The organism is Sediminicoccus rosea (genome assembly GCF_033547095.1).
GTDB lineage: Bacteria > Pseudomonadota > Alphaproteobacteria > Acetobacterales > Acetobacteraceae > Roseococcus > Roseococcus rosea.
This window is the reverse complement of sequence record NZ_CP137852.1, coordinates 3,550,942-3,573,881: the sequence shown is the minus strand read 5'-3', so window position 1 is coordinate 3,573,881 and position 22,940 is coordinate 3,550,942. Positions and strand designations below refer to the sequence as shown.

Here is a 22,940-nt window from a genome sequence, read left to right as displayed (position 1 = left end):
GCCAGCGGCGCATCGATCGGCACCGGGGGTCAGGTTCAAGGACTGCGGCCGCCAGCCCGGCGAAGTAGCTCAGAAGGTCCAGCGGCCGCCGAGCATGCCGCCCTGCAGGGTCAGGCTGCCGCCCAACTCCGCCGTATAGCGCAGGAAGGCCTGGCCACCGCCCAGCGGCAGGCTGAGCCCCAGGCCGAGCAGTGCCACATCGCGCGGCACTCGCGCGCCGGTGACCGTGAAGCCGGCACCCGGCACCGCGGCGAGGGACGCTTTCATGCTGCGCGTCGTCTCCTGGAACTCGTGGCCCCAGCCGAGGCGGCCGGTGACGCCGAGCCCGGAGCCGGCGACGCGGTAACCTGCCTCGAGCCCGAGCACACCCTGGAGCGAAGCCGTGGTCTGGCCGGACACATTCAGATTGGCCGGCGCCAGACCCTGCTCCGTGAAGCCGCGCTGGGTGAAGACTAAGCTGTTCAGCGCCAGGAATGGCGTCAGCGCCAGCCCTCCCCATTCCTGCAGGCGATAGCCGGTCTCGATGCGGGAGACGAAGCCGCTCCCTCGCTGCAGGCCGCTGGTGGTGCCGGAGATGCTGTCATATCCGCTGCTGAAGCCGATGGAGCGGCTCACCCTCGCCTCGTTGAAGGCGTAGCCGGCGGAGGCGTCGAGATACCAAGCGCCGGACGCGTAGCGGAGATAGGGAGCGATCGAGTAGCTGTCCAAGCCACCGCTGCCCGATAGGCCCTTCGTGCCGTAACTGCCCCGCGTATAGCCCAGTGCCACGCCGACCAGGAGCGATGGCGCGACCCAGCCGTCGAGCCCGAAGGCCGCGCCGCCGGCGCCAAATCCCACGCTGCTGGCACCATTCCCGCCGCCGAGTGATCCGGCTGCGCCCACGGCCGTGATCCAGGGGCGCAGGGGCCCTGCGGCCTCTGCCGGGGGCGCGCTTTGCTGCCGCTCGCGAAGGGCGTCGAGGAAGAGCCGCCCGGAGTTGAACACTGCGGTCTGGGTGTCGGCATAGACCTCGCCCGTCAGTTGCGCCAGCGCCTGCTGCAGTGCCGGTGAGGTGCCGAAATTCAGGCTGTCCAGCACATTGAGCAGCCGGTCGCCGCTGCTGAACATTTGCGGCGGTACGGCGCGGTCCAGCGCACGGGCGAGGGCGCCGGTGTTGCCGACACCGGCCGCCGGCGCATAGGCGAGGGCCAGGGCGCCGAGCCCTTGCTGGTTGGTATAGGCGGCGGCGGGCAGGAATTGCGGATCCGCGCAGTTGGGCGAGCGCGAGGCGCCGACGATGTAGGACTGGTAGGTCCCGCCATTGCCCCAGGGCCCGCCGACCGGGATGGAGGGTGGTTGGGCTGCGAAGTTGCTGTTCACCGGCGCGCCGGTGCCGGTCAGGATGCAGGTGCCGGCCGGGATCTGGACGATGGTCACCGAGGTCGGCAGGTAGGGCAGCGCCAGCACGTCCTTGATCTGCGTGGGCGTCAGGCCGCGGATAGTGCTGGACCCGGCGATGAAGGCGCGGTTCGGCGCGGTGATGCCCTCGGTGAAGACCCGGACGTATTGCGTGGGCGCCGCAGTAAGCACGACATTGGCGGGTGCCCCGGCCAGGAAGGCCGCGGTGGGCGGCGTGCTGTTGATGTAGGCGTTGGCGTCGGCGCCCGTGGCGACCTGCGGCACGAAGGTGCCGTTGCTGCGGAAGACCGGCCCGGTGACGACCTGGCCCGGCGGCGTCGGGAAGGTGGCTTGGCTGAACTGCGCCCATGCCGTGCTGGCCCCGAGGCAGAGCGCGAGGGCCAAGGCTGGGACTGCCTTCCGCCGTGGGGCCATGAGCATGTTCAACTCGTTGAACCTTCCTGCGCGCAGCGTGACGGTCTGAGCCGTTTCCGGTCAAGCTTTCCCGCAGCGGCGCGTTCGGAGGTCGGCTCGCGGGCCAGGCGTTCCCTGGCTCGCGCGAAGTGACCGATGCTACCGACGGGGCCTTGGCCGCGCGCTGCCACGACCGGGCAGCTTGAGCGCCGTCGTCGTCCGGGTTGGTCCCGCCTGCGGCGCCCTAGCCATCCGGTTCGTGCCCTGGTGGCGCTGAAGACCGTCCTGACCGGCCCAGGGCGATTGGCCTGGCCGCGCGATCTCACGGGCTAGCCGGCCGTCGCGCGGCCGCTCAGACCGGATCGTAGCTGTGGCTCTCATAGAGGATGCAGCCACCCTCGCTGCGGAAGGGGCCATGCCAGGCGCCTGGCGGGCGCGAAGCATAGGTCATGGGCAGGAACTTCTCGCCGCCCTTGCCCTCCGCGTCATTGCCGACGAAGAGATCGCCGCTGACCAGAAAGACCTCCTCCCAATAGTCATGGACGAAGGGTGCGGTGGTGAAGGCGCCGGGCGCGAAGCGCAGCAGGCGGGTGCGGCAGCCGCGCTTGCCCACCTCATCCAGCGCGCCGGCCAGGATCTTTTGCTGGATGCCGGGCGGATAGCCGGGCGGCGTCTCCCAGCCGGCCGTGAGATCCAGCGTGTGGAATTCGAGATGGGCCTTGTTGATGGGCATGACTGCCTCCCCCTGTCTGCGCAAAATGCTGAAGAAACTCAGCTCTGCTGTCCAGTAAGATCGGCGGAAGGGCAGGGGAGAAAAGCGTTGCAATGGTTAATCTACTTAACCTACGCTTTTGCTCATGACGAAACGCCGTGCCGCCACGCCGAGCTCTGCGCCGCTGACCACCTCACGGGCGGCGCTGCTCGAGGATGGCACGGACGCCGCGTTTCGCCGGCTGGTGAATGGGCTTCTCGCGCTTTCCCAGCGGCACCAGGCGCTGCGTGATGGGCATGCCGCGCGCATCGGTCTTGCCGGCCCGGCCTATTCCATCCTGATCTCCGTGCTGCATCTGGGCACCCAGGGCGCGGTCTCGGTCAGCGATGTCGCGAGCCACATGAAGGTGAGCGCCGCCTTCATCACCGCCGAGACGAACAAGCTCGAAGGCGCGGGATTGCTTGAGAAGCGCCGAGACCCGGCCGATGGCCGTCGCGTGCAGCTTGCCGTCACCGCGGCCGGCAGCGCCCGCCTCGCCGCCCTGGCGCCGACGCAGCGGCTGGTCAACGACATCGAGTTCGGCCCGCTCAGCCGCGCAGAATTCCGCACGCTGCTGCGCCTCGTCGAAAGTCTGACCGGCGCCGCCGACCGCGCGCTCGAACTGCAGCAGGCGTTGGCTGCCGAAGATCAGCGCGGCGCCGCATGAACCCGAAGGGAGGGCCGATCCATGGCTGACGTGAAGACCGGTGGCCAGCACATTGCGAGCCTGCGCGATGGCCGCAGCGTCTATCTGGACGGCGCGCTCGTCGCGGACGTGACGACGCATCCAGCCTTCCGGGGCGCGGTGCAATCGGCCGGCATGCTCTATGATTACCAGGCGCGCCCCGAGCATATCGAGCGCATGACCTTCGATTGCGGCGGTGGCCGGCGCGTCAGCCGCGCCTGGCAGATGCCGCGCTCGCGCGAGGAACTGGTGGCGCGGCGGCAGGCGCTCTCCTCGTGGTCGGCGCAATCCTGCGGCTTCATCGGGCGCAGCCCGGACCATGTCGCCTCGGCGCTGATCGGCCAGGTCATGGGCATCGAGGTCTTCGAAAAGCACGGCCCCGCGCGCGCCAAGGCGCTGCGTGACTATGTGGCGGAAGCCACGCGGCAGGACTGGTTTCTGACCTATGTCATCATCAACCCACAGGCCGACCGCTCCAAGGCCTGGGGCGAGCAGGCAGAAGCCGATCTCTCGGCCCGCATCGTGGATGAGGATGCAGGCGGCATCACCATCCGCGGCGGCAAGATGCTCGGCACCTCCTCCATCATGGCCAATGAGGTGCTGGTCGCGAATTTGCAGCCGCTGAAGCCGGGCGAGGAGAATCTCGCCTTCTCCTGCGCCCTGCCGATGAACACGAAGGGGCTGAAAGTCCTCTCGCGCAAATCCTACGAGGCGCATGCGGTGAGCGAGTGGGACAATCCGCTCTCCTCGCGCTACGACGAGAATGACGCCGTCGTCTGGTTCCAGGATGTGAAGGTGCCATGGGAGCGTGTCTTCGTGCACCGCGACACCGACATGTGCCGTGCCCAGTTCCATGACACCTGGGGCCATACGATGCAGAACTATCAGGCGCAGATCCGCCTGACCGAGAAGCTGCGCTTCCTAACCGGCATTGCCCGCCGCGTGGCCGAGACCATCGGCACGGTGAACATGCCGCCGGTGCGCGACGCGCTGGGCAAGCTCGCCGCCCAGGCTGCGGGTGTCGAGGCCATCCTGCATGGCATGGAGGCCTCGGGCACGCAGCAGGGCGAGTGGTTCGTGCCCAATAAGCACATGATGTACGCGGCCCAGGTGCTGACGCAGGAGCTCTATCCGCAAATCGTCTCCACCATCCGTGACCTCGCGGGCGGCGGCATGATCATGCTGCCCTCCTCGGCGGCGGATTACGGCAATCCGGAGCTGGCGCGGATCATCCGCACGACCCAGCAATCGCCGGTCGCCACGCCGGATGAGCGGGTGAAGTTCATGAAGCTCGCCTGGGATGCGGTGGGCAGCGAGTTCGCCAGCCGCCACCTCCAATACGAGATGTTCTACGCCGGCGCGCAATTCGTGACGCGCGGGCATTCCTGGCGCACCTATGACTGGGACCGCGCTCTGGGCATGGTGGATGGGCTGCTGGACAGCTACACCATGCCGGAGAACGCGACCGCCGGTCGCGCGGCATGATCGCACAGCAGCTCGTCAACGGGCTGATGCTGGGCGGCATTTACGTTCTGGTCGCCGTGTCCTTCACGCTTTTCTTCGGCTGCCTGAACTTCCTCAACTTCTCCGTCCCCGCGCTCTTCATGCTGGGCGGCTTTCTGACCTGGGCGGGCGTCGCGGCCGGGCTTTCCTGGCCGCTCGCGGTGGTGTTGGCGCTGGCGGTGGCCGCCCTGGCCTCTCTGTTGGTCGAGCGGTTGACCTGGCGATTGCAGCGCGGCGGGCCGCCTCTGATCCCTCTCGTCTCCTCGCTCGGCTTCCTCATTCTCTTCGAGAATCTCGTGCTGGTGCGCTGGGGGTCGGACGCGCGAGCGATCCCCTCGCCCTTCGGCGATGCCAATTGGCGCATCGGCGAGGTCGTGATCGGCCTGCCGCAACTCTTTGGCCTGATCCTTTCCATCAGCCTTGTCTTTGGCCTCCAGGCGCTGCTCAAGCGCAGCAAGCTCGGCCGCGGCATCCGCAGCCTCGCCGAGAATGCCGAGACGGCGACGATGCTTGGCGTGGAGGTGGATCGGGTGGCGCCGCGCCTTTTCCTGCTCGCCGGGCTGTTCTGCGCGCTGGCGGGTGTGCTCTTCTCGCTCTCCTACCAGCTGGTCTCGCCCTACATGGGTGACCAGGTGGCGCTCAAGGGGCTTTCGGCGATGGTGCTGGGTGGCATGGGCAATATCTGGGGCGCGGTGATCGGCGGGCTCATCATCGGCCTGGTCGAGATCTTCGCCGTTGGCGCGCTCTCGGCTGATCACGTGAATGTGGTCGTCTTCGGCATCCTGCTGCTGAGCCTGATCGTCAAACCCACGGGGCTCTTCGGGGACCCCGCGCTGGGCCAGCAGAAACTGTGAGCGGCTACACTGCCGCCATCCTGACGCTGCTCGCGATCAACATCATCGCCGCCTATGCAGCATGGCTGCCGCTGGCGGCGGGGCAGGTGAATCTCGGCACGGCCGGCTTCATGGCGATCGGCGCCTATTCCTCAGCCATACTGAGCAACGAGTTCGAATGGTCGCTGCCCATGGCGATCGCGGCGGGGGCGGTCTGCGCGGGCGGGCTCGCCATGGCCATTGGCGGGCCGGTGCTGCGCACGCGCGGACTCTACCTGGCCCTGGCGACGCTTGCCTTCAACGAAGTGGTGCGCGGCATCCTGATCAACCTTGACGTGGTGGGCGGCGCCGCCGGCTATCCGGTGATCGGCCATATCGGCCTCGCACCCATCGCCGCCTGCGCGGCGGGCGTCTTCCTGCTGGCGCTCTGGCTCGGGGCGAGCCGCCTGGGGATGAACCTGCACGCCATCGAGCAGGATGAGACGGTGACGGCGCTCTTCGGCGTGCACGTGCCCTTCACGCAGCTCGCCGCCTTCACCATTGGTGGCGCGATGGCCGGGCTCGCGGGCGGGCTCTACGGGCATCACTTCTCCTTCATCGAGGGGCAGCACTTCAACGTGCTGCTCTCGGTCACCATCGTGCTTTCCGTAGTGTTGGGCGGCACGCAGACGGTCTGGGGGCCGGCCATCGGCGCCGCCTTCTTCACCCTTCTGCCGGAGATCTTCCGGGGTGCGGCCGCCTGGCGGTACGTGCTTTTCGCCGCGGCCGTCATCCTGGTCATGGCGGTCCGCCCACAAGGGCTGGTCACGCGCGCTGACCTCATGCGGCTGCGCCGGGCGGTACGACCGGCATGAGCGCGCCGCTGCTCGACATCCGCGGCCTGCGAAAGAGCTTTGGTGGGCTGGATGTCGTGCGGGGCCTCGATCTGCAGGTGGGGGCGGGTGAGCGGGTCGCGCTCATCGGCCCCAATGGCGCCGGCAAGACCACCGTCTTCAACCTGATCAATGGCTACTACGCGCCGGATACGGGGGAGATTCGGCTTGCGGGCCTGGACCTCGTGCCCATCGCACCGCGTCGGCGCATCCGCCACGGGCTCGCGCGCTCTTTCCAGAACATCCGTCTGATCGGCCATCTGACTGTGCTGGAGAATGTGCTGCTGGGCGCGCATGTCCATGCGGGCGGGCCGCTCGCCATGTTGCTGCCGATGGCCCTCGGCCGTGGTCGCGCCCTGCGTGAGGAGGCGCGCGCGCGGCTGGCGGAGGCGGGGCTTTCCAATCATGCCGGCAGCCTCGCCGCCGGCCTCGCCTACGGTTTGCGCAAGCGCGTCGAGGTGGTGCGCGCCCTGATGGCGCGGCCGCGCCTCCTGCTGCTGGACGAACCCTGCGCCGGGCTGAACACGCAGGAGCGCAGCGCGCTTCTGGCAGAGTTGCATCGCGTGGCCGAGGGCGGCGTCACTTTGCTCGTGGTGGAGCATGACATGCATTTCGTGGGCGGCCTCTGCCAGCGCGCCGCGGTGCTGAATTTCGGCGAGAAGATCGCGGAGGGCACGCCCGCCGAGATCGCCCGCGAGCCTGCCGTGATCGAGGCCTATCTCGGTCATGCGCCGGAGCGCTACGCCCATGCTTGAGGCGAATGGCCTTTCCGCCGCCTATGGGCCGGTCAAGGCTCTCGCCGAAGTGTCGCTGCGTGTGGATGAGGGCGACGTCATGGCCGTGCTCGGTGCCAATGGCGCGGGCAAGACGACGCTGCTGCGCACGCTGCTCGGCCTGCTGCCCGCACAGGCGGGCCACATCCGCTTCCTGGGTGAGGACATCACCCGCCTCAAGCCCGCCGAGCGGGTCCGACGCGGGTTGGTGATGGTGCCCGAGGGGCGCCGCGTGCTGACCAGCCTGACGGTGGAGGAAAACCTCCTCATGGGCGCCTATCCGCGCCGCGATACGCCCAGTGTGGCCGAACTCGACGCCATCTATGGCCGCTTCTCCAATCTGGCGCAGCGGCGGCACATGAAGGCGGCGGTTCTCTCGGGCGGGGAGCAGCAAATGCTCGCCATCGGCCGCGCGATGATGGCGCGCCCCAAGCTCATGATGTTGGACGAGCCCTCGCTCGGCCTCTCCCCCCGGCTGACGGCCGAGGTCTTCGCGCTGATCGCCAGCCTCAACGCCGAGGGCATCGCCATCCTGCTGGTCGAGCAGAATGCCATGCTGGCACTGGAAGCGAGCCGGCACGCCCTGGTGCTCGAATTGGGCCGCACCGCCTTCGACGGCCCTTCGCCCGCCCTGCTGCGGGATGACCGCGTGCGTCGCGCCTATCTCGGCGGCAGCGCGCCCGAGGATGCGCCCCACCACACCCCACCGGAAGGAGTTTCCCCATGATCCGCCGTCGCCCCCTGATGCTGGCCGGGCTTGCCGTGCCGGCCATTGCCACCGCGCAAGCGGGCCCGCTGCCGCTGGGCTTCACAACGGCGAAATCGGGCAATTGGGTCTCGCTCACCCGCCGCAATGAGATCGCGGTGAACCTCGCGGTCGAGGAGGTGAACGCGTCGGGCGGCATTCATGGGCGGCCTATCGCCATCCGCACCTTCGACACCGCCTCGCGCCCCGAGCAGGCGGCCATCGCGACGCGCCAGTTCGCCGAGGATGACGGCGCGCTGGCGGTGATCGGCCCCTTCAGCAGCAGCGAATGCCGCGTGGCCTTCCCGGTAGGCGACCGCCTGGGTATCGCGCAGATGGCCATCGCCAGCAGCGCGCCGGGCCTGGCCGCGCCCTTCCGCTTCGCCTTTCGTAACACGTCCGATGAGGCCTATCTCTTCGAGCGCCTGCTCTCCGTGGTGCGCGAGAAGGGCATCGAGACGCGCAACGCCGCCATCGCCTACACGACGGATGAGGTGATCGGCCGCTCGATGGGCACCTCGGTCTTTCCGAACCTGTTGCAGGCGGCGGGCATCCCGGTCACAGGCACCGTCTCCTTTCCCGTTGCCGCCTTCGACATGTCGGCGCAGGTCGCGCAGATGCGTGGGGCAGCGCCGGACCTGGTCTGCATGGGCGGCCCGCCGGAGCCCGCCATCGTCCTGGTGCGCGAAATGCGGCGCCAGGGCATGCGCGGCCGCATCGTGGGAGGCACTACCATCGTGGATGTGAACCTGCCCGCGCGTATGGGTGCCGATGGCAACGGCACGCTCGTCTCCTCCACGCATTTCTACAATTTCGACAGCCCGCGCGCGATCGCTTTCCGCGACGAATTCGTCCGCCGCGCCCAGGCGGCCGGTGAGACCGGCGACCTCAGGCCCGGCATGTATGACGCGGCCGCGCACAGCATCGTGCATTTCTACGCGGCCGCGATGCGCCAGGTGCGCGTCACCGGCGAGCGTGCTCGCCTCGCCGCTGAGCGCGCCGCGATCCGCGACGCACTGCGGGCCATGCGCAACGTGGAGACGATCGAGGGCACGCTGGCGCGCTTCACCGAGCAGGGCGACGCGCTGAAGACCACCTATGTGCTGGAGGTGCGCGATGGCAATTTCGTGCTCGTCGGCAGCCGCCCGCCGCCGGGTAATGCCTGAGGCAGCGGGCATGCGCCTCGAATTGCGTCGGTCCTTCGTGATGGTGGACCAGATGGAGGTGCCAGCGGGCAGCCCGGATCCCGGCCCGCCGCTGCGCCGCGTGGCTGTGACAGGCGTGGTGGTGAACCCCTATGCCGGGCAGGGCTTCGTAGCGGACCTTTCGGCCAGCATCTCCGCCAGCGAGGCGGTGGGGCGCGAACTCTCGGCCATGGCGGTCGCTGCGATGGGGCCGCATGCGGTCGAGAGCTATGGCAAGGGCGCGGTGGTGGGTTTGGCGGGCGAGCAGGAGCACGCCAACGCCATGCTGACCACCATCTTCGCCGAGCCCTTGCGCGCGGCGGTTGGCGGCGGGCTAGCCTGGCTGCCCTCCTTCACCAAGCGCGGTGCGCCGGGCACGATGATCGACGTGCCGCTGGCGCACAAGGATGCACTCTATGTCCGCTCGCACTATGACGGCATGACGCTGATGCTGCCCGATGCCCCGCAGGCCGATGAGGTGGCGCTCATCATCGTCATCGCCAATCGCGGGCGTATTGACGCACGGGTCGGCGGCCTGGCGGCGAAGGATATCAGCCGGCGCGACGGGCTGCGCTGATGCGCTGCGCCATCACCAACCTCGGGGGCCTCGCCACGGGCGATCTCGCCGGCCCGCTGCGCGAGGCCGAGGCGATCCTGATGGAGGCGGGCCGGATCAGCCGCATCGGCCCGCTCGATGCGGCCACGCTGGAATCCTGCGACGTGGTGGTGGATGCGGGCGGAACGCTGGCGGCGCCGGGGCTGATCGACAGCCATGTCCACATCACTTTCGGCGATTATACGCCGCGCCAGCGTACGGTCGGCTTCCTTGAGAGCTACCTGCATGGTGGCGTCACCACAGCCATCACCGCTTCCGAGGTGCATGTGCCTGGCCGGCCCAAGGATCCGGCAGGCGTGAAGGCGCTCGCGCTCGCGGCCGCTGCCTGCTTCCGCGACTACCGGCCTGGCGGCATGCGGGTGCATGCCGGCTCGGTGATCCTGGAGCCGGGCCTGACGCCGGCCGATCTGCAGGAGCTGGCGGCCGCCGGAATCTGGCTCGCCAAGGCGGGCTTCGGCGCCTTTCCGACGCCTTTCGACTACGCCCCACTCATGCTGGCGGCGCGTGAGGCGGGCATGATCACGACCATGCATACGGGTGGCTCCTCGATCCCTGGCTCCTCCGGGATCTGGGCGGAGCATGTGCTGGCGAGCCGCCCGCATGTCAGCTTCCATGTGAATGGCGGCCCCGTCGCCATGCCGGAGCCCGGCTTCGCGCGGCTGGTGGCCGGGAGCGACATCGCCCTGCAGATATGCACCGCGGGCAATCTGCGCACGGCCCTGCTGACCGCGCGGCTCCTGGCCGAGGCCGGGCAGCTCGCGCGCCTGCTCATCGCCACCGACACGCCGACCGGCAGCGGCATCATGCCGCTTGGCATGCTTTACACCATCAGCCATCTCGCGAGCCTGGGCGGCATGGCCCCGGAGATCGCGATTGCCGCCGCCACGGGCAACAATGCGCGGGTCTACCGTCTCAACTCCGGTGTCCTGGCGGAGGGCCGCGATGCGGATGTCATCCTGCTGGATGCCTGCGCGGGTGGGGCTTGCGAGACGCCGCTCGCGGCACTGCGCAACGGTGACATTCCCGCCGTGGGAGCGGTGTTCTCCGCGGGTGTGCCCCGCTTCGTCGGGCGCAGCCGCAACACGCCCGCCACCATGCGCAACGTGCGCGTCGTGGCCTGCCGCTTGCCGATGGATTTTTCCGGGGCTGCGCATTGAGGCGCCCTGCCGCGACGGAACACCGACGCCGGGCAGGGCCGTGGTGGTTAGTCGGTCGCAACGCGTGGCCTGGGGAGCCCCGTGGGAGCCGGTCGTCACGCTCGAGCCACGCCGCACCATCCGCATCGCGATGATGCGCCGACCTTCACGCAAGAGTTGAACCGCAGGGGGTTCCCGGCGGTGGGGGACCAAGGCGGCCACCAGCTGGGACGCCCGTCCCGATGGAAGAGCCTCACGCGCGGCTATAGCCGAGGACGGCGTCAACGGCATCCAGCAGTTTCCTGCGCGTGAACGGCTTGGCGACGACGCTGATCCTCAGCCCGTCTATCTGTTCGAGACCTGGTGCGTAGCCGGACATCAGCAGCAGCCGGACCGAGGGATCGAGTGCCCGTAGCCGCCGGGCCAGGCTCACGCCATCCACGTCATCCGGCATCATCACGTCGGACAGCACGAGGTCGAAGCCGCGGTCTTCGCGGAAAATCCGCATGGCCTCATCCCCGCCATCGGCCAGGACCACGGAAAAGCCGGCCCGCGTCAGGATGTGCTCCACCAGGCTGCGGATCTCGGCTTGATCGTCCACCACGAGGACACGCGCCGAACGGCCGGTGGGGGGAGCTGGATCAGGCGGGGTCGGTTCGGCCGGCGGGTGAGGGGGTGCGGCGGCCGGTGCGGCACCCGCCATGACCGCCGGCAGGAAGAGGGTAACGGTGGTGCCGGCGCCCAGCGCGGAGCGGATCGTCACATGGCCGCGCAACTGCCGCATCAGGCCGAAGACCTGCGAGAGCCCGAGGCCCGAACCCTCGCCCTCCGCCTTTGTCGTGAAGAAGGGCTCGAAGGCGCGCGCCGCCGTCTCGGAGGTCATGCCCGTTCCATTGTCGCTCAGCGCGATGGCGACGAAGGGGCCGGGCTGGGCCGCGGGATTCTCGGACAGGTCATCCGGGCCGAGCGTGGTGAGCTTCGCCGCCAGGACCAGGGTCGCGCCCGGCTGCGTGGCGTCGCGCGCATTGGCAACAAGGTTGCTGATGCAGGCCGTCAGCTGCGCTACATCCGCCTCGCAATCGGGCAGGCCAGGCGCGATGTCGAGCACGATGCGCCGCGAGGGTGTCGCGATGCCCCGCAGCAGGCCGGAGAGGTTGGTCAGGAAGGGCGCGATCCCGATCGTCTCGATCTTCAGAACCTGCGTGCGCGCATAGGCGAGCAGGCTCGCGGCGAGATGCGCCCCCGCTTCCGTTGCCTTGCGTGCCGCCTCCAGCGCGCGGATGCTGGTGCCATCGTGCACCTCCCGGCCGAGCGCCTCGAGATTGCCGATCACGACGGTGAGCAGGTTGTTGAAGTCGTGCGCCACGCCGCGCGCCATGCGGCCAAGGGCTTCCAGGGACCGCGCCTCCTGCAGCTTCTGCTGCATCGCCTCACGCAGTTCGCTTTCCGCCTTGAGGCGCACCAAGGCGGCCTGCCGGTCGGCCAGGCTGCGCGAGATCAGCCATGTGATTCCCACCAGCAGCAGGATCACGATCAGCGCTCCCAGCCCGTGCTGCAAGACGCGGATACGCCACGCGGCGAGGTGCATGGGCATGTTCGCGCCATAGCCCACATAGACATCGAATTCGCCGATGCGCCGGTAGGCATAGACCCGCCGGATGCCGTCGAGCGAGGAGACTCCCTGGAATCGGCCGGAGACAGGCTGTTCGGCGATGGCCTGCAGGGTCGGGCTGGCGGGCGAAAGGCGATCGGGCAGGGGGGCCCTGGGGAAGCGGGCGAGCATCACGCCGTCACCCCGGAAGATGGAGGCCGCGCCCACCCTCTCCCGGTCCACCAGCGCGAAATACTGCTCGAAATAGACGGGGCTGATGGCGACGTGGATGATGCCGTTGAAGGACCCGTCGGCGGAGGGCCTGCGGCGGCTGAGGGCGAAGGAGGGCTGCCCGGTGGACCGGCCGATGTAGCGTCCGCTCACGAAGCGGGGCTGCCCCGGCTCGCGATGCGCCTCGAAATAGTCGAAGCCCGTGATGTTCAGGCCGGCTGGCCAGTCGATGCTGCCCGCGACGACGGAGCCAGCGGCATCCGAGATCCAGATGGACACGGTCTGCGCCAGCCGGGCGGCGAGGTTTCGCAGGCTGAGATTGGTGGACTGGCTCGCGACCTCGCTGGGCGGCATCTCGCCGATCATGTCGCTCACGAGGTCCAGCACCAATTCCTGCGTCTCGAAGACCTTCTGTGCATGTTCGTGCATGACCGCGATGGTGCCATCCACGTGACGTTCGGCATCCTGCCAGATGCGCCGGTAGCTCTCGACGCTGGTGGCGATGAACACGGTGGCCGGCAGGATGACCGACAGGGCAAAGAGAAGGCGGAGATAGGCGCGTGCCGTCATGCGCGGGGCGACCTGGGGCATCCCGCGCGCGGCAGCCCTACCTTAGGGTGGGGGGAAGGTTTCTGGCGGGCGTGGTCGGGTGAAGTGTCTGTGCTGGTGGAAGAGCGACGGCGCGATGGCGTCGGTCTAGTCACCGCGGGCCCTCTGGTCGCTCCCGCGGCCCCGTGCCGCCATGGCCGCGGCTTCCAGGGCCGCCGCCAGGCTGGTGCGTCGATAGGGCTTGGGCAGGAGGGTCGCACCCCGGCTGAGCAGGAGGCGGCTCACGCAATGATCCGCGTTGTGACCGCTGGTGAAGACGATGGGGAGATCCGGCCTGATGCGCTGCACATGCTCTGCCAATTCGCCTCCGCTCATGCCACCCGGCAGGATCACATCCGTGAACAGGATGTCCACCTGCGCATCATCGCCCACGACACCCAAGGCCGCTTCGGCCGTGGGGACCGAGATGATGCCATAGCCGAGGCTTGTGATCACGCGTTCTGCGTGCTGGCGCACCGGCTCGTCATCCTCGACCATGAGCACGCGGACCGGCGCCGGCGCGGAGCCGGGCGCCGGCGATTGGGCCGGGGCGGGGTGCCCCGGCAGGCAGAGGCGGATCACCATCGGCTGGCCCGGCGTGCCGCCTTCCACCAGGGCATCCCCGCCGGCGGCGCGGCAGAAGCGTTGCAGTGCGCTGCGCCAGCTCTCGCCCAGCGCGCGCTCCCGCCAGTCCGGCTCGGCACAGGGCATGCCCCCTGTGATCCGGATTTCGGTGAAGCTGCCGCTGGGAAGGCCCGCGCATGGCGCCTCGATCATCGCGCAGCGCAGCTGGATGGGGACATCCCCGGCCGCCGTGAGCGCGTCCAGCGCGTTGCCGATGAGATCCGACAGGGCGACCGGGTCGCAGAGCAGCGCCAGGTTCTCCGCCGCGTCGTCAATCGCAATCGGCGTCAGCCCCGGGGCCCGGCGCATCGCCTGCACGCCGCGCAGCACCTGGCCGCTGTCGCAGCGGCCGGCCCGGAAGATCTCGCCGCTCAGGCTGGCCATCATGCCGCGCATGAGGCGCGCGGCGCGCTCCGTCGCGAGCAGGCCGAGGGCCGCGGCCTCCCGGGCATCGCCGGTGTCGGGGGAGGCTTCGTGAATGTCGTCGAGCCGGCCCGCGATGATGGCGAGCAGGTTGTTCATCGCATGCGCGATGGCGAAGGCCTGGTCGAAGGGGATGGAGACGGCGGGCTGCGGCGCGGTCACGGCAGGCTTCCCCCCGCGTCCAGCACGGGCAGGCGCAGCATGAGGCTGGCGCCGCCAAGGGCGCCGCGCCCGCCCTGCAGGCTGCCGCCCAGCGCCGTAGCGAAGGCGCGGACGCTGGCGAGGCCGAGCGGATGCCGCCCACCCGATCGGCCGGAGGTGAGGAAGCCCCCGCCGGGGAAGGCCAGCTCCGCGGGCGGCAGGCCCGGCCCGTCATCCTCCACCGTCAGCCGCAGCCAGGCGAAGCCGGGCCAGGCCGGTACGGCCTCCCGCTCTGCCCGGAGCGCGACGCGCCCGCCGGCGGCCAGGGCATTGCGAAGGAGGTGCGAGGCCGCGGCGTCTAGCGCCGCCGGCTCCACCAGCAGGCTGCCGAGATCCGACGCGACGGAAACCTCCAGCCGCGAGCCCCGTGCCTCGGCCTTCGCAAGGCTCTCGGCGAGGCGGTTCAGCTGGGCCGCGGGGTCGCAGCGGCCAGGCCCTGGATGGCGCGCCCGGCCGAGCTGAAGCGTCTGTCGGGTGAGGCCGTCCAGCCGCTCCCCCGCGCGCAGGATCAACTGGGCGGAGAGCGTCGCATCCTCCGGCAGGCCGGCCGTCTCCAGCAGCATCTCCGCATTGCCCAGCAGGGCGGTCAGCGTGTTGTTGACCGCGTGGCATAGCGCACCGGCCGTAGTGATCATCGCATCCAGTCGCGCCGCGGCCATGCGGTCGGCCCAGTTCGCCTCGCCACTGCCGCGCGCCACCGAGAGCAGCGCATGGCACTCCCGCTCGCCATCCTCCAGCAGCGTGAGAGTCAGCGTGACGGGCTCTGCGGGCGTCGTGATGCTGTGCCAGGCCGTGCCGCCGTTCCTCAGCAGCTCGCTGACCCATGCGGCACAGGAAGGAGCGGCCTCGCTGCCCAAGTCGGCGGCGATCACCCCGAGAATCTCGCCGGCGGCCTGCGCGGCGCCGCCATCATCGGCGACGGGGCGGCGCGGCCAAGGCAGCCGGATGCTGTGCCGCTCAACTCCGTCGGGTGGCGCGCGATCGGCGGGGCGGTTGCTCATCATGCCTTCAGCGGGACGCGGTCGGAGGGGTGTTCACGGTCCTACTCTGGATCGTCTTGTGGCCAAAACGGTGTCGCGAACCGCGATGATTTGTAGGCCAATGTAGGCGTGCGGCCAGCCCCCGGCGGCGCGTGCGGCGAACCCGCGGAAGCTCCGCGCAGCACGCAGCAAGGGCAGGAAATCCGGGCCATTCCGCCCTCGATGCGCGCCCTGGCAGCAGGTCACGCTCGCCCCGTCTCCTGGTGCGGCGGGGCGGCGCATCGGCCCAAGCCCGCGGGTTGGTGGCATGGTGCTGGTCGGGGCCTGGTGCCCCGATTGCCGCCGATCGCGCCGCGTGCCGGCCATCCGGCGGCGCCCCGGCTGCTTCCGCGGCATGCCGAAGTGGAGCGGCCGGTCCCGCACCCTCGGGCCTGAGCTGCCCGATGCGCGTCATTCGGTGCCCTCCAGCGCCTGCCGAACCTTGTCCGCGAGGTCACGCAGGCGATAGGGCTTGGGCAGCAGCAGCGTACCGGGCTTCAGCCATCCCTCATGCGCGCCACTCTGTTCGGTATAGCCGGAGCTGAACAGCACGCGCAGGCCAGGGCGCAAGCGCAGCGCCTCCGTCGCCAATTCGTCGCCGGTCATCTCGCCTGGCATCACGATATCGGTGAAGAGAAGATCGAGCGGGGTGGGGCCCGCGATGATGCGAAGCCCTTCGGCGCCGTTCTGCGCCACCGCGACATCATAGCCGAGGCCGCGCAACTGGCGGGCGGAATGCTCGCGCACCAGCGGGTCGTCCTCCACCAGCAGCACGCGCTCCGTCCCGCCGCGGAAGCCCGCATGTCCGGGCCGGCCCGTGGGCGCGGCGGCTGCCGCCCGCGCGCGGGGAATGTAGATCCGTACGGTGGTGCCCCGGCCCGGCGTGGAGGCGATGCTCGCATGCCCGCCGGACTGCTTGGCGAAGCCATAGACCATGCTGAGGCCGAGGCCGCTGCCCTTGCCGACATCCTTCGTCGTGAAGAAGGGTTCGAAGGCGCGGGCGGCGACATCAGGCTGCATGCCGGTCCCCGTGTCTGAGACCTCGATGAGCACGTAATCCCCGGCCGCCAGCTCGGCCGTGGCTTCGGGCTGCGCGCCCGCCGCTGTGAAGTTGGAGGTTGTGATGTTCATCCGGCCGCCGAGCGGCATGGCGTCGCGGGCATTGAGGCAAAGGTTGAGGATCGCTGTCTCCAGCTGCGGTGCGTCCACGAGCGCGGGCCAGAGCCCCGGCGTCCGGGTGACGACGATCTCGACGCGCTCATCGATCGCGCGACGGACCAGCTCCTTCAGGGCAAGCAGCAGCCCGTCCACATCGGTGACGTGGGGGTTGAGCATCTGCTGGCGCGAGAAGGCCAGCAGGCGGCTGGTCAGGTCCGCCCCGCGCTCGGCCGCTGCCAGGGTTACGGCCGCGATGGTGCGCAGCTCCGCATCATCCTCCAGCCGTTCGTGCAGGATCTCCGCATTGCCCAGGACCACGGTGAGGAGATTGTTGAAGTCATGCGCGATGCCGCCGGTGAGCTGCCCCACCGCCTCCATGCGCTGGGCCTGGCGGAGCTGCTCCTCGAGCTTGATGCGCTCGGTCACGTCGGAATGTACGGCAAGGATCGCGCGAGGGGTTCCATCAGGATCGCGCAGCAGCGTCTTGTGCGCCTCGACGATCATCACCGTGGCATTCTTTCGGCGTTGGCGCAGCGTGCCGGTCCATTGCCCGTCGCGTTGCAGGGCCTGCTTCGCCTCGGGGAAGGTGGCAGGATCGGCATAGAGAAGCTCGACCACCGGGCGGCCCAGCGCCTCGGGCGCGGTCCAGCCATAGAGGCGCTCTGCGCTGCGGTTCCAGTAGGTGATCCGGCCGTCCATGCCGTGCACCATGATCGCGTCGCGCGACTGGTCGAGCAGCGCCGCCTGCTCCTCCAGCTTGATCTGCGCGAGCTTCCGCTCCGTTACGTCACGCTCCACGGAGACCCAATGGGTGTACCAGCCCGTCTCGTCAGCGACGGGCACGATGTCTAGCTCAACCCAGAACTCGCGTCCTGTCTTGGTGCGATTGAGCAGTTCGGCGCGCACCGGGCTCCAGCTCGCCAGGGCGGTTCGGATGCGGTCCAGCTCCGCCCGGCTGGTTCCTGGTGCCTGCAGGATGCGCGGTGTCTTGCCCAGCACCTCGCCCGGCGCATATCCGGTGAGCCGTTCGAAGGCCGCATTGGCATAGACGATGCGCGGGCCCGGCTGGTCAATCGGCTCGGCCTCGGTGATGAGGATCACGTCGTTCAGCTTGTCCACCACGGTCTCCAGCAGGCGCAGGCGGTCCTCGCTGCTGCGCTGGGCAGTGACGTCGCGCAGGTAGACGGTCAGCCCGCCCGCCGGTGTGGGATAGCCGGTGATGTCCAGCCAGCGCTGGCCCTGCCGGTCGTGGTGCAGGAAGCGCTCGCTCACACCCTGTGCGCGGAGGCCGCGCAGGCGCTCGCCCAGGATCGCATGCTTGCCCTCCATCGGCCCGCTGCCGATCTCGGTGCCGACCAGTTCTGGCGCGGTGCAGCCCAGCATTTCCTCGGCGCGCGAATTGACGTAGCGGAAGCGCCATTCCGCATCGAGCGTGAAGAAGCCGTCGCTGATGCTCTCCAGCGTGGCATTGAGCTCATTGGCGAGTTCCTGAGCGGCGCGTTCCGCCTCGATCTGCTCGGTCACGTCCCAGATCACGACGAGATGCGCAACGCGGCCATGCAACCGGATCGCCTGGCCGCGGGTCTGAACCAGGCGCAGCGCACCCGTTCCGGTGATGTGGCGCCAAGGGCCGGAATCCATGTATTCCGGGTTCAGCTTCTCCACCATTGCGAGCGCCGCTGCGCGGTCCTCCGGGGGGCGGATGTCCAGGATGGTCTTTCGTCGGAATTCCTCCCGCGACATGCCATAGGTGCGGATCGCCGCCTCGTTCACCTCGAGGAAATGCAGCGTCTCGCGGTCATAGACCCACATCGGCGCCGGGTGCTGCTCGAAGAAGTAGCGGAAGAAGGCCTCGCGCTCCGCCAGGGCCAGGGCTTCCATGGTCTCCGTCGTCACGTCGCGCTGGATAGCGACCCAATGGGTGAACCAGCCCGTCGCATCCGTCACGGGGGCGATCTGCAGGTCGGCCCAGAACATGCTTTCGTCGCGGCGATGGCTCTGGATCTGCTGCCGGATGGGCTGGCGCAGCTTGAGGGCCGCGCGGACCTCCTCCCGTGCCGCGTCGGAAGGGCCGGGCCCCTCCAGGAAGCGCGGCGGTTGGCCGATCACCTCCTCGGCGCTGAAGCCGGTCTGCCGGGTGAAGGCAGGGTTCACGTAGCGGATACGGGGACCTTCACCACTGGACCGCGTGGTGTCGCAGATGATCACGGCATCGCCGCAGGCATGCACGGCGCGGTGGAAGAGCTGCGCCGCCTCTGCCTCCCGCAGCCGGCGCAGCAGGGGGCGCAGCGTGCTGCCGACTTCCCGCATCAGCTCCTGCACATGTTCGACGTCCGCGGGCTCATCGCGGAAGCCGAGCACCATGGAATAGCGGTCGTCATCCAGGCTGACGGGCGTGATCAGCTGCGCGTGTGCGCCGCGACTGGCGGAAAGTCTTAATCCAGGATAGCGCGCGAGGAGGTCCGGCGTGAAACGGTGGAAAAAGCCCTGAACCTCGCCGCGGATCACCATGCCCGAGAGGGTGTTGTCCAGGTTGAAGTCCATGGCGCGCAGCGTCGCGATATACGCGTCGTCGCCGCCAGGCCGATCGGTCCGGCCCCCGAGGATCTGCAGCTGCCGTCCATCCGGAGCGGTCCGGAACATCAGGCAGATCATGCTGCCGGTCGCCTCGCGCACCACCTCCATGGCGGCGTTGATCGCGTCCTGGGATGTGGGTGCCTCGGCATTGCTGGCGAGCAGCTGCTCGCGCAGTCGGGCGCGGCAGATCAGATGCTCGCGCTGCGCGGTCTCGTGGCGCAGTTCCAGCAGGTCCATCACCATTGCGCCCAGGTCGCGCATCGCGAGGACTTCGGACGGGGAGAGACCGGCGCGTGGCGCCGTGTCGATGACGCAGAGAACGCCGATCGCATGGCCGTCGGCCGTGATCAGTGGCGCGCCGGCATAGAAGCGGATATGCGGCGGGCCCAGCACCAGCGGGTTCGCGCTGCAGCGTGGGTCCAGCAGGGTATCCGGGATGATCGTAATGTCGCGTTGAGCAAGGGCCAACGTGCTGAGGCTTCCGGCACGCGGCATCTCGCTCTCGGTGAAGCCGCTGGCCGCCTTGAACCAGACGCGCTCCTCGTCCACCAGCGAGATGAGGGCGACGGGCGCATCCAACGCATGCGCGGCGAGCCGGACGATCCGGTCGAAGGCAGGTTCGGTGGCGGTGTCGAGAATGCCATAACGGCGAAGGGCCGCGAGGCGCGCCTCCTCCCTATCCTTCCGGGCGATCTCATCTGGCATGGCAAGATGTGCTCTTCCTGCTTCGGTGCCTCCGGCCGGCCGGGCATCCGCCGCCCGGAGACGATCCTGGCCCCTGGTCGATTGGCGTGCGGGCCTGTTTGCCTTGAGACGCACGCAATCTGCCGTCACCCCCCTGACGCTGCATGCCGCCGCGAGCGGTGGCATGTCCGAGCGTCGTGATAACGCTGTCGGATCAATAAAAAAACGCCACTTACCTCGGGATAGGTCGTGAAACGTCCTGCGGTGGAACAAGCGTGCGAAGACGCGGCCTTTGATGGCGCAATGTAGGATTTTGTAGCCGCAGGGCGCGGCATGCGCGGCCACCCATGCGGGTGGACCAGCGCACGTTCGCCTACACTTCTGCGGGCTTCCTGACAGTATCCGACCACTCGCAGCATGCATTTTTGTGTGTGGAAATTATTGTCCGTCGCGTGATGCTTCCCCGGAATGGAGTGCGCGACGTGAAAATTGCTGCTTTGAGGCGACGCGGCGCGCAGCGTCCCATTAAGGCATGTGGGAGGGCCCTGCGGAAACTCGACGGCGGTCTTCCGTCCACGCTTTGCCAGGCGCGCAGGGGTTGCGTCATGGGCCGCAGGCTGCGGCGGGGAGTATCTCGCTCGCGCACTCGATCCGCGCGGCCACTCCTTCATGGCCAAAAAGAAAGCCATGTCGCGCAAAACAAGAGTGCCGTGCCGGCGCAGCCGCTCCGCGCATATCGTTGCAGGTGGTGGAGGATTTCACTAATGCTCGTATCGATTGCACTCAGGGTGAATCGTTACATGAATTTGGGCATGCCCGGTGACCGGCCGATCCTCGTCGTCGAGGATGAGCCGGACGTGGCCGCGACGATCCTGACCATGCTCGAGCGGGATGGCTGGACCACCATCCATGCCGACTCCCTCGACCAGGGGCTGGCCCGCCTTCAGGAGTTCGATCCCGCCATCGTCATCGTGGATCTGGGCCTGCCCGATGGCAGCGGCATGACCATCGTGCGCGAAGCCGCGGCCCGCGCCTTGACCGGCGTCATCGTCGTCAGCGGCCGGTCCGATGAGGTGGACCGCGTGGTCGGTCTCGAAGTCGGCGCCGATGACTACATCGCCAAGCCCTTCTCGGCGCGCGAGATGAATGCACGCGTCCGCGCACTGCAGCGCCGAATGGGGCGGGACAGACCGCCCGGCGCCGGGCCTGGCCCCACGCTCCGTGCGCCGCGCAAGCCGCTGACCGTCCAGGGCACCACCCTCGATCCGGCCCGCCTGCGTGTGGTCGGCGCCGATGGCACCAGCATCAACCTCACGAGCGGCGAGGCCGAGTTGCTCGCCCAGCTCATCGAGGCAGGCGACGAGCCGCTCTCGCGCGAGAGCGTGGCCGAGAAGGTGTTGGGACATCGCCTGCAGCCTCAGCAGCGCGGTGTGGACCAGTTGGCCTCGAGCCTGCGGCAGAAGATCGAGCGCGTTTCCGGCAACGCGATCCGCATCGTCGCCGCGCGTGGCAAGGGCTACCGGCTGATCCTTTAGGCGAGGCCTGGTCGTGGAAGCGCCCTCCCGTCTTCGGGACCGATCGGACGTGATGATGCCGACATCGAATTCCCCCACCGTCGCCGGCGCCCGCATTCTCGTCGTTGATGACGAGGACGCGATCGTTGACCTGTTGACGCGCTACCTCCAGCAGGCTGGTGCGGACGTGGTGCAGGCGCGGGATGCCGGCGAGGCCGAGCGCCTGGTGGCGACCGACCCCGGCATCTGCGTCGTGATTTCGGACATCGCCATGCCCGGGAAGAACGGGCTCCTGCTGGCCGAGGGATTGATGGCGGGGCGGCCGGATGCCGAGGCGATCGAGATCATCATCATGACCGGCTACGCGACGACGGAGGCCGCCATCAGCGCCATGCGCGCGCGGGCCTTCGATCTGATCCGCAAGCCGCTGCGCCTCGGCGAGATGATGACCGTCGTCTCCCGCGCCGTCGAATCCAGCCTGACCCGCCGCGCGCGCGCCGCGCGCGAAGCGGAGATCTGGCAGCGAATGCGCGCGGCCGATGACGAAAGGCGCCGGCTGGCGAGCGAACTGCAGGAGACGCAATCGGGCCTGAGGAATACGCGCAGCGCGCTCGAGAATAGCGAGCGGACCCGGGCGGGCATCCTTTCCGTCGTGTCCCACGAACTCCGCACACCGCTCATCCCGGTGATGGGCTTCTCCGAGTTCATCGCCACCTCGCCCGACCTGCCGGCCGAGGATGTGCGCGAATATGCTTGGCAGATCCACCGTGCCGGTGGCGAGATGCTGAAGCTGATCGAGATCGCGCTCGACGTGGTGGCGCTCCAGGATGGCGGCGGGCTGGGGCCACGCGGCGGGGCCTGGGTGACAAGCCTTGTCGCGCGGGTCCTTCAGGCTTTGGGCGACGCGGCGCGCGAGCGTGGGGTCACCCTCATGCCCGAGGGTGACGCGGATGTCGCCGTCTATGGCGATATCGACCGGATCGACCGCGCCTTTTTCCAGTTGGCTGACAACGCGATCAAGGCATCGCCGCGCGGCGGCGTGGTCAACTTGCGCTGGAGTTGCGAGGCGCCCGCGCATACGCGGATCGAGGTGCTGGATCGAGGACCGGGCGTGCCCGAGGCCATCCGCTCCGCGGTCGGCAGCGTCTTCCTCAAGGCCGATACCGCGAATGACCGAGCCTGGCCTGGCGCGGGACTGGGCCTGGCCCTGGTGCAGCGCGTCGCCTCGGCGCATGGCGGCACCTTCCGGCTGGGCGCGCGGCCGGGCGGCGGCAGCGAGGCGATCCTGGTCCTGCCGCACCATGAGCCCGTTGCTTCGCAGCCCAAGCCGTGTTGGTGAGCCGTGATGCGCGGCAGGACGAGTGGCGGCATTTGCGCGCCCGGGAAGCGTGCGGCATCGCCGCCGCCAAGCCGTCTGCATCGCACATCAATCCCGGGCGAC

17 protein-coding genes are annotated in these 22,940 nt (G+C 69.0%); 11 read left to right on the top strand and 6 right to left on the bottom strand.

The window, feature by feature from the left end; translation table 11 throughout:
• Nucleotides 1-69: 69 nt before the first annotated feature.
• Both R9Z33_RS17225 and R9Z33_RS17220 read right to left on the bottom strand, forming a co-directional pair.
• Nucleotides 70-1,782 (bottom strand): autotransporter outer membrane beta-barrel domain-containing protein, encoded by a 1,713-nt coding sequence (locus tag R9Z33_RS17225; RefSeq protein WP_318647802.1) that lies wholly within the window; start codon nucleotides 1,780-1,782, stop codon nucleotides 70-72.
• Between the two features lie 361 nt (nucleotides 1,783-2,143).
• Nucleotides 2,144-2,524, bottom strand: a complete 381-nt coding sequence (locus R9Z33_RS17220) for a hypothetical protein (RefSeq protein ID WP_318647801.1) — start codon at nucleotides 2,522-2,524, stop codon at nucleotides 2,144-2,146.
• 124 nt (nucleotides 2,525-2,648) lie between these two features.
• Here R9Z33_RS17220 and R9Z33_RS17215 point away from each other — a divergent pair, with 124 nt between their 5' ends.
• The 9 genes from R9Z33_RS17215 to R9Z33_RS17175 are packed head-to-tail and all read left to right on the top strand — an operon-like array spanning nucleotide 2,649 to nucleotide 10,910.
• The gene (locus R9Z33_RS17215) at nucleotides 2,649-3,209 is read left to right on the top strand and encodes a MarR family winged helix-turn-helix transcriptional regulator (protein ID WP_318647800.1); all 561 of its coding nucleotides are present in this window, start codon (nucleotides 2,649-2,651) and stop codon (nucleotides 3,207-3,209) included.
• Between the two features lie 21 nt (nucleotides 3,210-3,230).
• On the top strand, nucleotides 3,231-4,712 hold the full coding sequence (locus R9Z33_RS17210) for a 4-hydroxyphenylacetate 3-hydroxylase family protein (RefSeq protein ID WP_318647799.1): 1,482 nt from the start codon (nucleotides 3,231-3,233) through the stop codon (nucleotides 4,710-4,712).
• Nucleotides 4,709-5,584, top strand: a complete 876-nt coding sequence (locus tag R9Z33_RS17205) for a branched-chain amino acid ABC transporter permease (protein ID WP_318647798.1) — start codon at nucleotides 4,709-4,711, stop codon at nucleotides 5,582-5,584. Before R9Z33_RS17210 ends, R9Z33_RS17205 begins: the two co-directional genes overlap by 4 nt.
• A complete protein-coding gene (locus R9Z33_RS17200; protein WP_318647797.1) occupies nucleotides 5,581-6,417 on the top strand; it encodes a branched-chain amino acid ABC transporter permease in 837 nt (278 codons plus the stop codon). Before R9Z33_RS17205 ends, R9Z33_RS17200 begins: the two co-directional genes overlap by 4 nt.
• Nucleotides 6,414-7,190 carry an ABC transporter ATP-binding protein gene (locus tag R9Z33_RS17195; RefSeq protein WP_318647796.1) on the top strand — a complete coding sequence of 259 codons (777 nt, stop codon included), beginning with the start codon at nucleotides 6,414-6,416 and terminating at the stop codon, nucleotides 7,188-7,190. Before R9Z33_RS17200 ends, R9Z33_RS17195 begins: the two co-directional genes overlap by 4 nt.
• On the top strand, nucleotides 7,183-7,935 hold the full coding sequence (locus tag R9Z33_RS17190) for an ABC transporter ATP-binding protein (RefSeq protein WP_318647795.1): 753 nt from the start codon (nucleotides 7,183-7,185) through the stop codon (nucleotides 7,933-7,935). The genes R9Z33_RS17195 and R9Z33_RS17190 overlap by 8 nt, the downstream gene beginning before the upstream one ends.
• A complete protein-coding gene (locus R9Z33_RS17185; RefSeq protein ID WP_318647794.1) occupies nucleotides 7,932-9,119 on the top strand; it encodes an ABC transporter substrate-binding protein in 1,188 nt (395 codons plus the stop codon). The genes R9Z33_RS17190 and R9Z33_RS17185 overlap by 4 nt, the downstream gene beginning before the upstream one ends.
• Nucleotides 9,112-9,714, top strand: a complete 603-nt coding sequence (locus R9Z33_RS17180; RefSeq protein WP_318647793.1) for an amino acid synthesis family protein — start codon at nucleotides 9,112-9,114, stop codon at nucleotides 9,712-9,714. Before R9Z33_RS17185 ends, R9Z33_RS17180 begins: the two co-directional genes overlap by 8 nt.
• The gene (locus R9Z33_RS17175; RefSeq protein ID WP_318647792.1) at nucleotides 9,714-10,910 is read left to right on the top strand and encodes an amidohydrolase family protein; all 1,197 of its coding nucleotides are present in this window, start codon (nucleotides 9,714-9,716) and stop codon (nucleotides 10,908-10,910) included. The genes R9Z33_RS17180 and R9Z33_RS17175 overlap by 1 nt, the downstream gene beginning before the upstream one ends.
• Nucleotides 10,911-11,142: 232 nt before the next feature.
• Here the strand turns inward: R9Z33_RS17175 and R9Z33_RS17170 are convergent, their stop codons facing one another.
• The 4 genes from R9Z33_RS17170 to R9Z33_RS17155 form a co-directional block, all read right to left on the bottom strand.
• Nucleotides 11,143-13,302 carry a response regulator gene (locus R9Z33_RS17170; RefSeq protein WP_318647791.1) on the bottom strand — a complete coding sequence of 720 codons (2,160 nt, stop codon included), beginning with the start codon at nucleotides 13,300-13,302 and terminating at the stop codon, nucleotides 11,143-11,145.
• A gap of 105 nt (nucleotides 13,303-13,407) precedes the next feature.
• Nucleotides 13,408-14,508, bottom strand: a complete 1,101-nt coding sequence (locus tag R9Z33_RS17165; RefSeq protein ID WP_318647790.1) for a response regulator — start codon at nucleotides 14,506-14,508, stop codon at nucleotides 13,408-13,410.
• Nucleotides 14,505-15,548, bottom strand: coding sequence for a sensor histidine kinase (locus R9Z33_RS17160; protein WP_318647789.1), 1,044 nt, complete (start codon nucleotides 15,546-15,548; stop codon nucleotides 14,505-14,507). Before R9Z33_RS17160 ends, R9Z33_RS17165 begins: the two co-directional genes overlap by 4 nt.
• Nucleotides 15,549-15,977: 429 nt before the next feature.
• Nucleotides 15,978-20,006 (bottom strand): PAS domain S-box protein, encoded by a 4,029-nt coding sequence (locus R9Z33_RS17155; RefSeq protein ID WP_318647788.1) that lies wholly within the window; start codon nucleotides 20,004-20,006, stop codon nucleotides 15,978-15,980.
• A gap of 791 nt (nucleotides 20,007-20,797) precedes the next feature.
• Between R9Z33_RS17155 and R9Z33_RS17150 the strand changes: the two genes are divergently transcribed.
• On the top strand, nucleotides 20,798-21,520 hold the full coding sequence (locus tag R9Z33_RS17150) for a response regulator transcription factor (protein WP_318647787.1): 723 nt from the start codon (nucleotides 20,798-20,800) through the stop codon (nucleotides 21,518-21,520).
• A gap of 52 nt (nucleotides 21,521-21,572) precedes the next feature.
• Complete coding sequence (locus tag R9Z33_RS17145; RefSeq protein ID WP_318647786.1) at nucleotides 21,573-22,838, top strand: hybrid sensor histidine kinase/response regulator; 1,266 nt, start codon at nucleotides 21,573-21,575, stop codon at nucleotides 22,836-22,838.
• Nucleotides 22,839-22,940 lie beyond the last annotated feature (102 nt).

Excerpts from the sequence above, each read along its gene's own strand:
- R9Z33_RS17220 (WP_318647801.1), bottom strand. The coding sequence starts at position 2,524 with ATGCCCATCAACAAGGCCCATCTCGAATTCCACACGCTGGATCTCACG.
- R9Z33_RS17215 (WP_318647800.1), top strand. The coding sequence starts at position 2,649 with ATGACGAAACGCCGTGCCGCCACGCCGAGCTCTGCGCCGCTGACCACC.
- R9Z33_RS17210 (WP_318647799.1), top strand. The coding sequence starts at position 3,231 with ATGGCTGACGTGAAGACCGGTGGCCAGCACATTGCGAGCCTGCGCGAT.
- R9Z33_RS17205 (WP_318647798.1), top strand. The coding sequence starts at position 4,709 with ATGATCGCACAGCAGCTCGTCAACGGGCTGATGCTGGGCGGCATTTAC.
- R9Z33_RS17195 (WP_318647796.1), top strand. The coding sequence starts at position 6,414 with ATGAGCGCGCCGCTGCTCGACATCCGCGGCCTGCGAAAGAGCTTTGGT.
- R9Z33_RS17190 (WP_318647795.1), top strand. The coding sequence starts at position 7,183 with ATGCTTGAGGCGAATGGCCTTTCCGCCGCCTATGGGCCGGTCAAGGCT.
- R9Z33_RS17185 (WP_318647794.1), top strand. The coding sequence starts at position 7,932 with ATGATCCGCCGTCGCCCCCTGATGCTGGCCGGGCTTGCCGTGCCGGCC.
- R9Z33_RS17180 (WP_318647793.1), top strand. The coding sequence starts at position 9,112 with ATGCCTGAGGCAGCGGGCATGCGCCTCGAATTGCGTCGGTCCTTCGTG.
- R9Z33_RS17175 (WP_318647792.1), top strand. The coding sequence starts at position 9,714 with ATGCGCTGCGCCATCACCAACCTCGGGGGCCTCGCCACGGGCGATCTC.
- R9Z33_RS17170 (WP_318647791.1), bottom strand. The coding sequence starts at position 13,302 with ATGCCCCAGGTCGCCCCGCGCATGACGGCACGCGCCTATCTCCGCCTT.
- R9Z33_RS17160 (WP_318647789.1), bottom strand. The coding sequence starts at position 15,548 with ATGAGCAACCGCCCCGCCGATCGCGCGCCACCCGACGGAGTTGAGCGG.
- R9Z33_RS17155 (WP_318647788.1), bottom strand. The coding sequence starts at position 20,006 with ATGCCAGATGAGATCGCCCGGAAGGATAGGGAGGAGGCGCGCCTCGCG.
- R9Z33_RS17150 (WP_318647787.1), top strand. The coding sequence starts at position 20,798 with ATGCCCGGTGACCGGCCGATCCTCGTCGTCGAGGATGAGCCGGACGTG.
- R9Z33_RS17145 (WP_318647786.1), top strand. The coding sequence starts at position 21,573 with ATGATGCCGACATCGAATTCCCCCACCGTCGCCGGCGCCCGCATTCTC.